The 12,999-nt window shown below is 46.7% G+C and carries 12 protein-coding genes; 3 read left to right on the top strand and 9 right to left on the bottom strand.

What is annotated here, in order from left to right:
* Nucleotides 1-36: 36 nt before the first annotated feature.
* Nucleotides 37-570, top strand: a complete 534-nt coding sequence (locus OFAG_RS00515; RefSeq protein WP_020994670.1) for a YMGG-like glycine zipper-containing protein — start codon at nucleotides 37-39, stop codon at nucleotides 568-570.
* A 44-nt stretch (nucleotides 571-614) separates the two neighbouring features.
* Here the strand turns inward: OFAG_RS00515 and OFAG_RS00510 are convergent, their stop codons facing one another.
* Complete coding sequence (locus OFAG_RS00510; RefSeq protein ID WP_005878382.1) at nucleotides 615-1,043, bottom strand: OsmC family protein; 429 nt, start codon at nucleotides 1,041-1,043, stop codon at nucleotides 615-617.
* A 222-nt stretch (nucleotides 1,044-1,265) separates the two neighbouring features.
* On the opposite strand from OFAG_RS00510, the gene OFAG_RS00505 reads away from it, so the two are divergent.
* The gene (locus OFAG_RS00505; RefSeq protein ID WP_020994669.1) at nucleotides 1,266-1,931 is read left to right on the top strand and encodes a YecA/YgfB family protein; all 666 of its coding nucleotides are present in this window, start codon (nucleotides 1,266-1,268) and stop codon (nucleotides 1,929-1,931) included.
* A gap of 51 nt (nucleotides 1,932-1,982) precedes the next feature.
* Here OFAG_RS00505 and OFAG_RS00500 read toward each other — a convergent pair whose 3' ends face one another.
* From OFAG_RS00500 to OFAG_RS00480, 5 genes are all read right to left on the bottom strand, one after another.
* Entirely contained in the window at nucleotides 1,983-2,978 is a 996-nt protein-coding gene (locus tag OFAG_RS00500) for a phosphonate dehydrogenase (RefSeq protein WP_005878386.1), read from the bottom strand.
* Between the two features lie 17 nt (nucleotides 2,979-2,995).
* Nucleotides 2,996-3,799, bottom strand: a complete 804-nt coding sequence (gene phnE, locus OFAG_RS00495) for a phosphonate ABC transporter, permease protein PhnE (RefSeq protein WP_005878388.1) — start codon at nucleotides 3,797-3,799, stop codon at nucleotides 2,996-2,998.
* A gap of 15 nt (nucleotides 3,800-3,814) precedes the next feature.
* A complete protein-coding gene (gene phnD / locus OFAG_RS00490) occupies nucleotides 3,815-4,672 on the bottom strand; it encodes a phosphate/phosphite/phosphonate ABC transporter substrate-binding protein (protein WP_005878390.1) in 858 nt (285 codons plus the stop codon).
* A gap of 9 nt (nucleotides 4,673-4,681) precedes the next feature.
* On the bottom strand, nucleotides 4,682-5,473 hold the full coding sequence (gene phnC, locus OFAG_RS00485; protein ID WP_005878393.1) for a phosphonate ABC transporter ATP-binding protein: 792 nt from the start codon (nucleotides 5,471-5,473) through the stop codon (nucleotides 4,682-4,684).
* A gap of 144 nt (nucleotides 5,474-5,617) precedes the next feature.
* Nucleotides 5,618-6,118 (bottom strand): hypothetical protein, encoded by a 501-nt coding sequence (locus tag OFAG_RS00480; RefSeq protein WP_020994668.1) that lies wholly within the window; start codon nucleotides 6,116-6,118, stop codon nucleotides 5,618-5,620.
* Between the two features lie 115 nt (nucleotides 6,119-6,233).
* On the opposite strand from OFAG_RS00480, the gene OFAG_RS14245 reads away from it, so the two are divergent.
* On the top strand, nucleotides 6,234-6,821 hold the full coding sequence (locus tag OFAG_RS14245) for a DUF4186 domain-containing protein (protein WP_231371641.1): 588 nt from the start codon (nucleotides 6,234-6,236) through the stop codon (nucleotides 6,819-6,821).
* Between the two features lie 302 nt (nucleotides 6,822-7,123).
* Here the strand turns inward: OFAG_RS14245 and OFAG_RS00470 are convergent, their stop codons facing one another.
* Genes OFAG_RS00470 through OFAG_RS00460 form a run of 3 tightly spaced genes read right to left on the bottom strand, consistent with a single transcriptional unit; the run spans nucleotide 7,124 to nucleotide 12,841 of the window.
* Nucleotides 7,124-10,117, bottom strand: coding sequence for a type I restriction endonuclease subunit R (locus tag OFAG_RS00470; RefSeq protein ID WP_020994665.1), 2,994 nt, complete (start codon nucleotides 10,115-10,117; stop codon nucleotides 7,124-7,126).
* 4 nt (nucleotides 10,118-10,121) lie between these two features.
* A complete protein-coding gene (locus tag OFAG_RS14040) occupies nucleotides 10,122-11,264 on the bottom strand; it encodes a restriction endonuclease subunit S (protein WP_005878402.1) in 1,143 nt (380 codons plus the stop codon).
* Nucleotides 11,261-12,841, bottom strand: coding sequence for a type I restriction-modification system subunit M (locus OFAG_RS00460; protein WP_005878403.1), 1,581 nt, complete (start codon nucleotides 12,839-12,841; stop codon nucleotides 11,261-11,263). Before OFAG_RS00460 ends, OFAG_RS14040 begins: the two co-directional genes overlap by 4 nt.
* Nucleotides 12,842-12,999 lie beyond the last annotated feature (158 nt).

Raw genomic sequence — 12,999 nt, 5'->3', positions numbered from 1 at the left:
GTCCATATCGTTTCAGCAACCTGAATGGAGCAAAACATGTCTTTCAATTCCAAATATTTCCTGCTTTTGATGCCTCTTGCGCTGGTTGCCTGTTCGTCCATGCCGTCAGGGCCCAATGTGATGGTTCTGCCGGGAAAAGGAAAAACAATGGAACAATTCCAGGCAGACGAGTTTTTCTGCCGCCAATACGCTTCTTCGCAAACAGGCACCAATTCCAGTGAAGTGGCCACCAGCAGCGGCGTTAAAACCGCCGCTTTGGGAACCGCGCTGGGCGCCGCATCGGGCGCTCTGATAGACGGAGGCCACGGTGCGGCTGTCGGCGCCGGGATCGGCCTGCTATTTGGCGGATTGACGGGCGCAGGCTCCGGCAACACAAGCGGCTACGAAGCACAAGTCCGCTATGACAACGCCTATCAGCAATGCATGTATGCCAAAGGCAACCTCATTCCGGTTACGACCAGTTATTCCCAGGGGGAAAACACCGGAAACACATCTCAAACAAACCCTTACGGACCGCCGCCCAACGTAACGACACCGCCGCCTTCCCGTTATGTTGTCCCCGGCAAATGAGCGGCCAGACGGACGGCTGTCGCCAGACCGTCCGTTTCTTGCCGTCACTTTTCATTCAGTTGGGCTGTCACCGAGATTTCCGCATTGAGCAGTCTGGAAACGGGGCAGCCTTCTTTTGCCTGTTTTACGGCTGTCTGAAAGGCATCGGCATCGCCTCCCTGTATCCGGGCAAGGACATCAAGATGAATTTTGGTGATTGAAAACCCTTTATCGGTTTTTTCCATTGTCAACGTCGATGTCGTCCGGATTTCTTCCGGCTTCATGCCCACGGCGCCCAGCCGTCCAGACAAGTCCATGGTGAAACAGCCGGCATGTGCAGCCGCAATCAATTCTTCCGGGTTGGTTCCACTGCCATCCTTGAAACGTGCCGAAAACGAATAGGGCGTTTCGGACAAGGTTTTGCTTTCTGTAGAAAGCCAGCCTTTTCCGTCTTTCAATCCCCCCGACCAGACAGCCATTCCTGTACGATTCATATTTCCTCCCTGATTTCCAAGCAAGTCGATTCAAAATATCCTTCAAACAAACAGCGTTTCATTCAGGAATCATAAAAGCAACGGCCGAATCTCGCTTGATCTTCAGCAGAGAGCGTTTATTTAATTCAATAAAGTCGCGCCATTTGCACAAGGGTCGAAAAACTATTGTTATACTAGCTGTAAACGTCGTGCCTTCTTTTAACTTCACCTTTGCGTCCGCTTATGTCCAATCAAAATCCCGACAAAGAAAAAGAAAATGCTTCCATGCTCAGCGCACTTGACGATTTTCTGAATCACAAGGAAACGTCGCCCAAGCTGTCCAACCAGCAACTTGACGCGCTGGAATATTATCTCGATTCCCACGCTGCCCAGAACGCCATGCACATGGAAGTGCTGGACGGTTTTTTATGCGCCTTGATTACCAGCCCTGTTCCTGTCAGTCCGGAAGAATATCTCCCCCGCATTTTCGGCGGGAAAATGCCGGAATTCAAGAGCCAGCAAGAATCCGATATGGTCATGGGCGCGCTTGCCCAGCACTGGGAACATATCGATTCCGTTCTGAAACGCGGCGACGAATATTATCCCTTCCTCTATGCCGATCCCGACGGAAAATGCGGAGCCAATGAGTGGGCGTATGGCTTCATTTTGGGCATGGATATGCGCCGCGACAGCTGGAAGGAAATGGTCGAGGCCAGCAAACAGGAAGGCCCGCTGACCCCGATACTGACGCTTTATTCCGAATACATTCCCGAAGTGTCCGGTTGCCAGCCAATCCCTGCGGAGGAAAGAGAAGAACTGGTTACCAAAATGATTTCCAATCTCCCCTTGATTTACGCGCACTTTGAAGAAGAACGGGAAAAAAACCGGAATTCCTCACCTTTGCACTGACCGGCAAAAAGGACAGTGGATACTGTCCTTTTCAGTGGAAAAGAAGCGCATTCAACGGATATCGTTTACCTTTCCGTCCGGTATTTCGCCAGCCAGCGCCTGAAGAATACTCATCGCGCAATAGCGTTCGATTTCCGTTCTGATATCGTCCACGGCCGAGCCGAGATGAGGGGTGAAAAAAGTCTGCGCCGTGTTATTTAGCAATGCTGTCGGAATCGAACGTGGACGATCGGGACGAATCCAGTCTTCCATTTCAAAAACATCGGCGCCGTAGCCGGCAAGATGGCCTTTCTCCAGCGCGTCGACAACGGCGAGTTCGTCCACTACCGAACCCCGGCAGGCATTGACCAGATAGCTTCCCCGTTTCATTTCAGCCAGCGTCTTCCTGTCAAACAAGTGATATGTCTGATCCGTCAGCGGCAACAATGGAATGACGATATCGCTTGAATTCAGCAACTGGCTGAAAGTGGTTCTTGTCAGGCCCAGCCTTTCTTCCTCCTCAACTGGCAAAAAGGCCTGATCGGCATAAAGCAGGTTCATGCCAAAAGCCCTCAAACGTTCCGCCACCGCTTTACCAACGGCTCCCATACCGACAATACCGGCTGTACGCCGGTAAAGTCCCAGCCCGTAAAGCTCCGGTCGCCATCCCCTGAATTGCCCGCTACGAACGTGATTATCGCCTGCCAGCATATTCCGCGTCACCGCCAGAACCAGTCCCACCGTCAATTCCGCAGTCGGAATCGTCAGCAAATCGGGAGCGATCGTCAGCCATACCCCCTGCCGGGTACAGGCATTCACATCGAAATTATCGTACCCCTTCAAGGCAGCGCCGATGACTTTCAGTTTCGGGCAGGCTTTCAGGAACGCTTCATCAATACAATCCGGCATGAACGCCATCAATGCATCGGCCTCTTTCGCCCTTTTCAGCAACACTTCCCGTGGAAGCGTTTTCCTGTCCGGATTAACGACAACATCGGCTTTTTCCCGAAGAAGTTCAACGATCTCGGGATGAACCCAGTGAGTCAAAACAACTTTTGGCCTGTTCATATTTCATCCTGAATTTCTTATTGGGTTTTTTTACGAAGCCACGAACCGAGCGCATCGACAGCGGTCACCATCAGCAAAATGACGACAAGAATGGCCGATACTTCCTGATATTGCATGATCCGCAAGGAACCGATCAGTTCGAAACCGATTCCGCCGGCGCCGACCATGCCCATGACAGTCGAAGCCCGGAAATTGTATTCCCAGCGATAAATGGCTGTATCGGCCATTTGCGAAAATACTTGCGGGAAAATTCCGTGAAGAATGACCTGTAACGGGGAACATCCGGCCGCTCTGGCCGCTTCTACCGGAGCGGGATCGACATGTTCAATGGATTCCGCAAAAAACTTGGCGACCATCCCAACAGAATGGAAAGCCAGCGCGAGCACCCCCGGCAAAGCGCCGAATCCGACAGCCGCCACAAATACGATGCCCATGATGAGTTCGGGAATCGAACGCAGCCCATTTAGCACCCCCCGGAAAAAGTGAAAAACCAGAGGATGCGGACTGGTGTTTCGGGCTGCCAGCACAGCCAGTGGAACCGACAGGATGACCGCGATTGCCGTTCCGGCGACACTCATGGCCAAGGTATCAGAAACAGGCTTGATCCAGTTGTTCAACTGTGAAAAATCCGGCGGAAACATTTCTGACACCAGACTGGCCAGACTGGGAACGCCCTCGACAAGGCGTTCCATGTCAAACAGACCGGCATAGTAGCAACATCCGGCGATCACGATTGCCAGTATCGCAACTGTTGCCAGAGACGTGTTCCAGGCACGACGTCTCGCTCTCAGGAAAGGGGCAAATTCGATGGACGAAGACATATGTATTCTCACTGATCAGAATTTGGAAAAATCCAGCTTCAACAGACCGCCCAGGTTCCTGACCACATCGTAATCCTTGTCCGTAACCCTGCCGAAGCCTTCGGCCTTGAACGGCTTCAGAATGGCGGGATCGTCTATTTCCACAAACGCCGCCCTGATTTTCTGCTTCAGTTTAGGATCCAGATCAGAACGCATTGTCCAGGGATATTGCGGAAAAGGTTTCGACTCGGCGACAAGCTTGACTTTTTCAGGGTTGATCATGCCTCGCTGGACGAGCGTTTCGAAGATAGGCTTGCTCAATCCGCCCGCCTGCGCATGACCGTTCTGAACCGACATGGCGACTGCATCGTGTGCTCCGACAAAATGTTCCCGGTAATTTTTTCCCGCAAACAGATTTTTCTCCGCCAGCATTGATTTCGGAATCAGATGGCTTGAAGTGGATGCCTTGTCGCCGAAAGCGACGTCTTTTCCGGCTATATCGCCAATTTTGTCAATACCGGCAGCCGTATTGGCAATGAGGACAGCCTGATAGGTGGTTTTTCCTTTCTGTCTGATAGCGGCAAACGGCTCGATATCGCTTTTCTGTTTGGCCAGAACATACGAAAGCGGGCCGAAATAAGCCAGATCGAGACGGCCATGACGCATGGCTTCGATCATTGACGAATAATCGGTCGTCACAACCAGCTCGACCTTCTTGTCCAGTTTCTTTTCAAGATATTCCTGAAGAGGACGGTTTTTCTTGATGATCGTTGCCGCGTTTTCATCGGGCAGCAAGGCCACTTTCAACGTCGAAGGATCGGGATTCGCGGCATATGCGGTGACAGACAACAGCGAAAACAAAACCAGACAACACAAAGAAATACACTTTTTCACGATAACTCCTTAACTTGCCAATGGGACAGGTAAATTCAATAAGCGGCCGGACACTTCCGTTTTCGGTTCGGAACGCCTGTTCCGATAGAGCTCATCCACTTTCGCCTCGGTCAATTCTTCCGGGCGGCCATCGAAAACAATGCGCCCGCCTGCCAGACCGATAATCCGGTCGGCATATTTCCGGGCCAGATCGACCTGATGCAGGCTGACCACGGCGGAAATGCCGCCTTCCTGCGAGATCGAATGAATCAGGCTCAGCACTTCGTCTGCCGTTGCCGGATCAAGACTGGCAACCGGTTCATCGGCCAGAATCGTTTTGGGTTGCTGAACCAGCACACGCGCAATACCCACGCGCTGTTGTTGGCCACCGCTCAACCGGTCTACCCGGCACAAGGCCTTGTCAAGCAGTCCGACACGTTTCAGGCTCTGCAAACCCAGTTCCTGTTCGGTTTTCGATAACGGGAAAAGCGACCGGAGCACAGAGTGATAGCCGAGCCGGCCCATCAAAACGTTTTGAAGAGCGGTCTGCCTGACTATCAGCTGATGCTGTTGAAAGATCATTCCGGTCTCGCGACGAAGCCTTTGCAGCTTTTGCCTGTTCCAGTTTCCATTAAAGCCTGAAACCCGGACATGCCCGCTATCCAGATTGTTCATCAGATTGAGGCATCTCAAAAAAGTCGACTTTCCGGCACCGGACGAACCCAGCAGAACAGTAAATTGACCTTCATTGATTTTCAGAGACAAGGGATGCAATGCAATAGCATCCCCATATTTGACAGAAACATTTTCCAGTTGAATCATGGCTTGCGCTCCTTCCTTGAATCCGTTCGGATGAACGAACCGGTAAACGAAGCCATGTTAGGAATGCGATATGACGGTTCCGTGACAGACCATAAAAAAACGGCTGATGGCATACCATCAGCCGTCCGATTGAAAACGGGAAAATCAGAGCACTAGAAAGATCATGGCCCAGAATTCGGTAAATACTATTCCGGCAAGCCATGCTGCGAGTTGTTTCCAGTAATTGTCCCGCCAGTATGTCGGATTATCCGCCGACCTGTTTTCCTTATACCAGTAGAAAAGCCGCATGGCGCTTCCCCAGACAAGCAGAACCGTCAACGCCAGGTTGGAAGGCGCAAAAGCCTCGATCTTTTGCTGCGTTTCGATACTGAAAGGCAGGCTATGCAAATACCAGACGCATGAAAAGCCAATCAGCAAAAACACGACATTCAGAATAACCAGACGCCAGAAAGAAAGATACTTCTTGATCGGTTCTATCCGTGCAACCAGACGCTTGATCGGCCCCGGCCCTCTCGTTTTCGCTTCCTGATAACGGATTCCTTCTCTGCGGAATTCCCGGCATTTCGGACAATACCGGGCTCGCGGATTGCCTTTGAAAGACTCCCCACAATCCAGACAAACTCTTTCCTGCGCCTGTTTAGCCATACCACACTCGAAAAAACGGTTGAAACCGACAGGGTAATCCCTGCAAACGGATTGAAAAATGCAGGATGCGCTATCGGCCAAATTTGGAATTATACTTGGAAACCTGTATCTTCATTTGCAAATCAAAACTGAAAAACCGCTTACAAAACGTACCGTTGCCATAAAGTCCATGGCTCCTCCACGCAAAAACCGTAGGGAATGCAAACAACTGGATTTCTGGGAAAAGGAAGAACAGCCCGGTTCTTCGCGCGCTGCCCCTTGCGTCCCGTCCTCTTCCAGGCTGTCTGACCAGCAAGCCGCCGCCGGAATACAGGCTTGTCCGGTATCCTCTCTGGAAGAACGGGAGACGGTTCAGGAACGCCTCATGGCGCTTTCCACTTCCCGTTTCCGGAACAGTTTCCGCCTCGGTATCAAAGAACGCCAGTACATCCGTGACAAAGGGATGGAAACAATAACCCAACATGCGCGAGACTTCATCCGCACCCGTCTTTCAGCGGCTTTCATTCCAAACGACGGGAAGCAAACGCCTATGCGAGGCCACCCTGTATTCCTTGCACAGCATGCAACCGGGACCTGTTGCCGCAACTGCCTGCGGAAATGGCACCATATTGAATCCGGTGCAGCATTGACGCAACAGCAACAGGAGTATGTCGTAGCCGTAGTCATGACCTGGATACAAAAACAGTTGAATGCTGGCGGTTAATGTCTTTTTGCCGGGAAACCTGGAACGGCAAACACAAAAAAACCACGTAAATCATTGAAATTACGTGGGTTAATGTACTTCTTTAGACGGCCTGAATTAATTCTTTGGTGAGGGGAGAAGTCGATACATGAAACAACAGGTTATAAAATACAATATAAATTCTGCCCAAAAAATTGCCCCGGTAGAATTTTATTTCTCTTCTATCGAGATAGATTTAATGGACATTAACACGGTCTATCTTGCAACCATCCTTCAAAATTTACTTCTTCCTCGTTGGTTTACACCTACTCTACGGCAAATATTCATCCCTCAAACCCATCCACATATGTACTAATAAAATTCTTAATCTTTTGTGTAACTGTGTCCATTACCGTCTTCATCTTCAAAATACTCACCTTCACGGTAAACGCATCTTTGATATCTGTACTCTTTGGGAAACGCCCCGCAAAAACGTATCCCTGAATTATTTTTTCCAGTTTTTCCTGCGCCAGTTTTTCTTCCTCGCACAATTTTCGCAAGGCAGCTGCTGCTTCTTTATTCCTGAAGTCGGCAAACAAGGCTTCTATACTGTCGCCGCTGGATATTTTCGGAAGGTTTTCCTCAATGAATTTTTCGATCAATTCACGTTTGGAATGTAGAGAGGGACTCGTATTCAGCAGATTTTGAATTTCCTTGCGCTTTTTATCAATCTTGTCTTCTGGGGTTTTCTTCAATTCAAAGCACTTCCTCAGAATGTACGATACATTGATTTCATCGCTGTGCATCACATCCAGGAAAAAATCCACATCTTTCAATATGGACACTTTTTGTTTTCCTGTTTGCTTGGAAATGCTGTATTGAAGATTTCTGACTTTTCCCATGTACTCAGCCATTTGCTGCTCTGTCAGCAAAAGATCGTTTTCCTGAAAATCACAAAAGCTCTTCAAGATATTGTAAAGACGCAGCAGTTCGCGGAAGCGTTTGACGAATTCGAGTTGCTCATTTTCGTCTTCAAGTACGACATTAACATCCGGGACGATCTCTAACAACCTGGTCACGCCCTCATTAAATTTCTTGACATAGTGACCGTATGGCTCCAATAAAACGACTTCTTTGGCATCTTTACTGGCGAATAGAGCAATGGCATCGTCAGTCTGTTTTTTCAAATTTCTGAAACAAACAATCTGTCCATGAGATTTATGGATATTGATGATTCTATTGGTGCGTGAATATGCCTGTATCAATCCATGATATTTGAGATTTTTGTCGACATAGAGAGTGTTCAATCTTTTGCTGTCGAATCCGGTCAGAAACATGTTGACGACTAAAAGGATGTCAATTTCCCCATTTCTGGTACGGTCACTGATGTTCTTGTAATAGTTATAAAAACTATCACTATCCTTGGTCGTATAGCTGGTACCGAACCGGGCATTATAGTCACCGATGAATTCTTCCAGTCTGTCGCGACTGAAGGGGGACATTTTTTTGCTATCGACTTCCAGCTCTTCATCCGGTATGGCTCCGATGTCGAATCCATGTGCATTGGGGTCTTCTTCATTGGGGGCATAACTGAAGATCGTGGCAATGGTGAGGTCTGTTCCCAATTTTGCCTGCTCTTCCTTGAACAGGTCGTAATATTTGATGAGTGTTTTAACTCCACTTACGCAGAACATGGCTGTGAATTGTCTCTGCTTTGTTTTAGCATCGTGATTGCTCAGAATGTATCGAGTAATTTTTCTGAGCCGATCTTCACTCTCAAATAACTCTTCGGTGTCGATATCTTCCACCTGGATATCGAGCGTTGTCCCAGTCCCATTTTGTTTGTATTGTCCGATATATTCCACGGAAAACGGTAAAACATTTCCGTCTCGAATGGCATCGGTAATGATGTAGCGATGCAGGCATTCACCGAACAAGGCTTTGGTTGTCTTTTTTATCTCTGTTCCATCTGTCAGGAGCGTGCCTTCTTTAAGCGCCTTCTGGATTCCCATACCTGATGAGGCATTGTCGGCAAAAATAGGCGTACCTGTAAATCCGAACATCTGGGCCTTGTTGAAGAATTTTTTGATATTCTGATGGGTTTCGCCAAACTGGCTTCGATGACATTCATCGAAAATGAAGACGACTTTTTTATTCTTCAAATGCTCGATCTGTTTGCTGAATTTCGGTTGCATAACCGCATTATTCAGTTTTTGTATGGTAGTGACGATCAGCTTGGTACTGCTCTTGTCTATAGCACTGTCGGCCAACTGTTTTATCAACGCTTTGGTATTGCTTGTACCGTCGACACTTCCTTCCTGATACTGGTTGAATGCTTCAGCTGTCTGGTTATCCAGATCTTTTCTGTCCACGACAAAAAGAACTTTTTCGACGTTTTCCAACGTATCGATAATCTGGCTGGCTTTAAAGGAGGTCAGGGTTTTTCCTGAACCGGTCGTATGCCAGATATAACCGTTGTCATTGCAGTTTTTGACTTTATTGACAATAGCTTCAACAGCGTAATACTGATATGGGCGGAGGATAACAAGATAGCGTTTAGTGACTTCTCTCTTGATGGCTTGGGCTGCTGTTTTGCCTTTTTTCCTCTTCAGGCCTACCTCTGACTCTTCTTTATACTCTTGCGCCAAGATAATGTATTTCGCAATCATTTTGACAATGTGGCACGGCCTCAGGAAAGTATCGGTAAATTCCTGAAGAGAGGTAATGCGCTTGTTATTTTCGTCTGACCAGTAGAAGGTGAAGTCAAAGGATTGCCCGGGATTGTTGGCAAAGTATTTGGTTTCGTTACCATTGCTGATGATGAATATCTGAACATACTGAAACAGTCCGATACCCGCGTCATAAGAGTGATATCGGTAACGATTGATTTGATCGAAGGCGACTTTTAATTCAGTATCTTTTCTTTTCAGTTCTATCTGGACAAGGGGTAATCCATTGATCAGGATAGTCACGTCATACCGGTTTTCGTATTCACCTTCCATGGTGATTTGATTCGCCACCTGAAATTCATTTTTACACCATGCTTCCTGGTTCAGAAAACGAATTTCCCTTGTACTACCGTCGTCGCGTTTCAGATTGCAAATATTTCTCAAGAGTCCTGCACGCTCGAATATGCCACCGTTATTGAGATAATGCTTGATCTGAGTGAATTCATCTTCACTCAAGGGAGCGTCAGTCAACTCGTTATGGATTTCCAGCTGTTTCTTGAGGTTGGCGAGCATATCAGCTTCATCGCCGATTTTAACGAACTCGTATTCCAAGCCTTGTAATTGTTCGATCAATAATTTTTCGAGCGCGGCTTCTGATTGAATGGACATGGCATTAAATAAAAAGTTGTTGCATCAAACCTTTCTTGTATTCTCTAGTCGATGCAAGCTGTTTTTCAACAAGGGCGATTTTTTCGTCGATGGCTGAGAGGAAGTTGGCGATTTTGGTTTGTTCTTCAATACAAGGGAAGGGGAAATTTTTTTCCCTTAAAAGAGAAAAATGTCTTTTATATCCTTCCGGGATCACGGGATCAAACTCAATTACATACAAGAAAAATTTAGTTATTCCATTATGACAGAAGAGTAATTTTGTACCGTCCGCACCTACAATGAAAGGTTTTTCAAAATACTTAACAACAGTTGTATGATCACCAAAAACTATAATAGGAGAAATATGACATACTTTATCCTGCTGATCACTATATCCAGCAATTAATGCTTGAGACTGGTCAAGCACAGGAAATTGCCCAACTTCATTAATCTCTGTGCTAAAAATTTGATATTTTTTAGATGGTATAGTGGAGAATACATTGTTGAATTCTTTTTCCTCCCACTCAGGAAACTCTTCCCCATTCTCATCCTTGAATCGAATATCCTGATTGAAAATTTTCTGCATCATGCCTTTTTTGTACTGCTTCAGCAAATCCAGTTTTTTATTGATATGCGAAATTTTTTCGTCAATCGCTGAGAGGAAATTGGCGATTTTGGTTTGCTCGGGAGAAGATGGAAAATAAAATTTTAGAGATTTTATAATTTCTGCGGATAAATTTCCTTGTCCTCCCTGAAGATACATTCCGGTAATTCTATTTTTATTAAAACATAATAAATTTTTGAGATACTTTAAATCTAAAATATCAGACTTAATACATAAAATTGCTTGATTAATGGCTCCGTTTATCTTGGAAATACCTGATTCTCCACTTGTAGCACCATATAGTGCATACAAAAGATCACCCTTTTTTACAAGCTTTGCAGAGGAATTTTTTAATCCCTTTTCAGTTAAGAATGCTTCTGTATAGCTTTTATTTATCTCTCCTGATTTTATGAAAGGTATACATCCATTGTAGTAGGTAGAATTTGTTACAGAAGGTGTACCTCCAGAAAAAGTAACACACACATCTCCTAGTTTTTTTTCTTCCCACCCCAGAAACTCTTCCCCATGCTCATCCTTGAACCGTAGCTTCGGCACAGCCATCATTTATCCCCCTCTATAGCGAAAGGAACATCTATACCCAGCTCTTTGCAGAACCCGGCAATGGTCGCATCCGTTTTTGCCATGTCGGTTTCCAGTGCTGCCAGTTCTTTGGCTACAGCGGCAATGTCGATTTCTTCTTCCTTTTCAAAGGTATCAACGTAACGGGGTATATTCAGGTTGTAGTCGTTTTCTTCGATTTCCTTTAGCGTAGCGACATGAGCGAATTTGTCGATGTTTTTCCTTTCTGCATAGGCATTGACTATCCGCTCGATGTCTTCACTCCTCAGGAAATTCTGGGTTTTGACTTTTTCAAAATGCTGGCTGGCGTCGATGAACAGGATATTGTCCGGATGTTTTCGGCATTTTTTAAGAACAAGTATGCAAGTAGGAATACTGGTTCCGTAAAAAATATTAGACGGCAATCCGATAACGGCATCGAGATAGTTCATTTTTTCGATGATATGCCGCCGGATATGTGCTTCTGATGATCCTCTGAAGAGGACACCATGCGGCATAACGACGGCCATTGTTCCTTCTTCCGACAACTGATAGATCATGTGTTCGACGAATGCCAGGTCGGCTTTGCTTGCTGGCGCCAGTTTGCCGTACACACTGAAACGTTCGTCATTCATGAATAACGGGTTGGCACTCCACTGTGCAGAGAAAGGCGGATTGGCGACGATGGCATCAAATCGCAAATCGCGGTGCTGTGGACGTTCAAGGGTATCTTCTTGCCGGATGTCGAAGTCGCTGTAATGCACATCATGCAGGATCATGTTCATACGTGCCAGGTTATAAGTGGTTCGGTTCAGTTCCTGTCCATATATCCGGCCAACAGACTCGGCTTCCCGTTTAACGCGCAAGAGTAATGAGCCACTGCCACAGGTTGGATCGTATACATTGCGCAGTTTTTTGCGATGGCAGGTCACCAGTTTTGCCAATAGGGTGGAAACAGGTTGAGGTGTGTAAAATTCACCTGCCTTTTTACCCGCTCCGCTGGCGAATTCTCCAATCAGGTATTCATAAGCGTCGCCCAGTACATCGGTTTCGGTATTGGACAAGTCGAAATCGATTGCATCAAGGTGTGCCAATACTCTGGCAATCAAGGCATTCTTATCCGTGTTGGATCTGCCCAATTTGCTGGATGTAAGATCGATATCTTCAAAAAGATTGATAAAATCGTCAGCACTATCATGCCCCATCGTACTTTGTTCGATGTTTTTGAGAATGCCTATCAAGTCAACGAGAATATAGTTGTCGGTTTTCTTGTTTCCTTTTTGGGCAATGACGTGGAACAGTTCGGAAGGTTTCAAAAAGTAACCGATATCTTCGACGGCTTCTTCTCTGATGGCATCGATATATGCTTTGTCTTCCGGTTTTGTTTCGTCGAGTTCTGCAAAGACTTTATTATCGGGTTCCAGCGCCTTGTTGGCATAGGTTTCGACTTTTTCGGACAGGTATTTGTAGAATATGAATCCAAGGATATAGTCCCTGAATTCATCGGCATTCATTTTGCCACGCAAGGTGTTGGCAATGTTCCATAACTGTTGTTGCAGCAGTCTTTTCTGTTCTTCCGACATAACTTTCCCATCTTGCTGGTGATTTGCGTTTCCCTCGGGAATCAGCCATTAACCCAAATGTGTTGAGATTGACCAAGTATCTCAAATATGTGGCGTGAAGAGAAAGAAAATCCTGAAAAAAGGCTCATGCCATGAATAAACGTTTTTTTCCGACTACA

The sequence above is a fragment of the Oxalobacter paraformigenes genome (assembly GCF_000158475.2).
GTDB classification, from domain to species: Bacteria; Pseudomonadota; Gammaproteobacteria; order Burkholderiales; family Burkholderiaceae_D; genus Oxalobacter; species Oxalobacter paraformigenes.
The sequence above is the reverse complement of the archived record's forward strand: the minus strand, read 5'-3'. Positions and strand labels throughout refer to the sequence as shown.

Coding starts and splice junctions, on each gene's coding strand:
- phnC (WP_005878393.1), bottom strand. CDS start 5,473: ATGATTCAACTGGAAAATGTTTCTGTCAAATATGGGGATGCTATTGCA.
- OFAG_RS00470 (WP_020994665.1), bottom strand. CDS start 10,117: ATGTCCATTCAATCAGAAGCCGCGCTCGAAAAATTATTGATCGAACAA.
- OFAG_RS14040 (WP_005878402.1), bottom strand. CDS start 11,264: ATGATGGCTGTGCCGAAGCTACGGTTCAAGGATGAGCATGGGGAAGAG.
- OFAG_RS00515 (WP_020994670.1), top strand. CDS start 37: ATGTCTTTCAATTCCAAATATTTCCTGCTTTTGATGCCTCTTGCGCTG.
- OFAG_RS00460 (WP_005878403.1), bottom strand. CDS start 12,841: ATGTCGGAAGAACAGAAAAGACTGCTGCAACAACAGTTATGGAACATT.
- OFAG_RS00480 (WP_020994668.1), bottom strand. CDS start 6,118: ATGGCTAAACAGGCGCAGGAAAGAGTTTGTCTGGATTGTGGGGAGTCT.
- OFAG_RS00500 (WP_005878386.1), bottom strand. CDS start 2,978: ATGAACAGGCCAAAAGTTGTTTTGACTCACTGGGTTCATCCCGAGATC.
- OFAG_RS00505 (WP_020994669.1), top strand. CDS start 1,266: ATGTCCAATCAAAATCCCGACAAAGAAAAAGAAAATGCTTCCATGCTC.
- OFAG_RS00510 (WP_005878382.1), bottom strand. CDS start 1,043: ATGAATCGTACAGGAATGGCTGTCTGGTCGGGGGGATTGAAAGACGGA.
- phnE (WP_005878388.1), bottom strand. CDS start 3,799: ATGTCTTCGTCCATCGAATTTGCCCCTTTCCTGAGAGCGAGACGTCGT.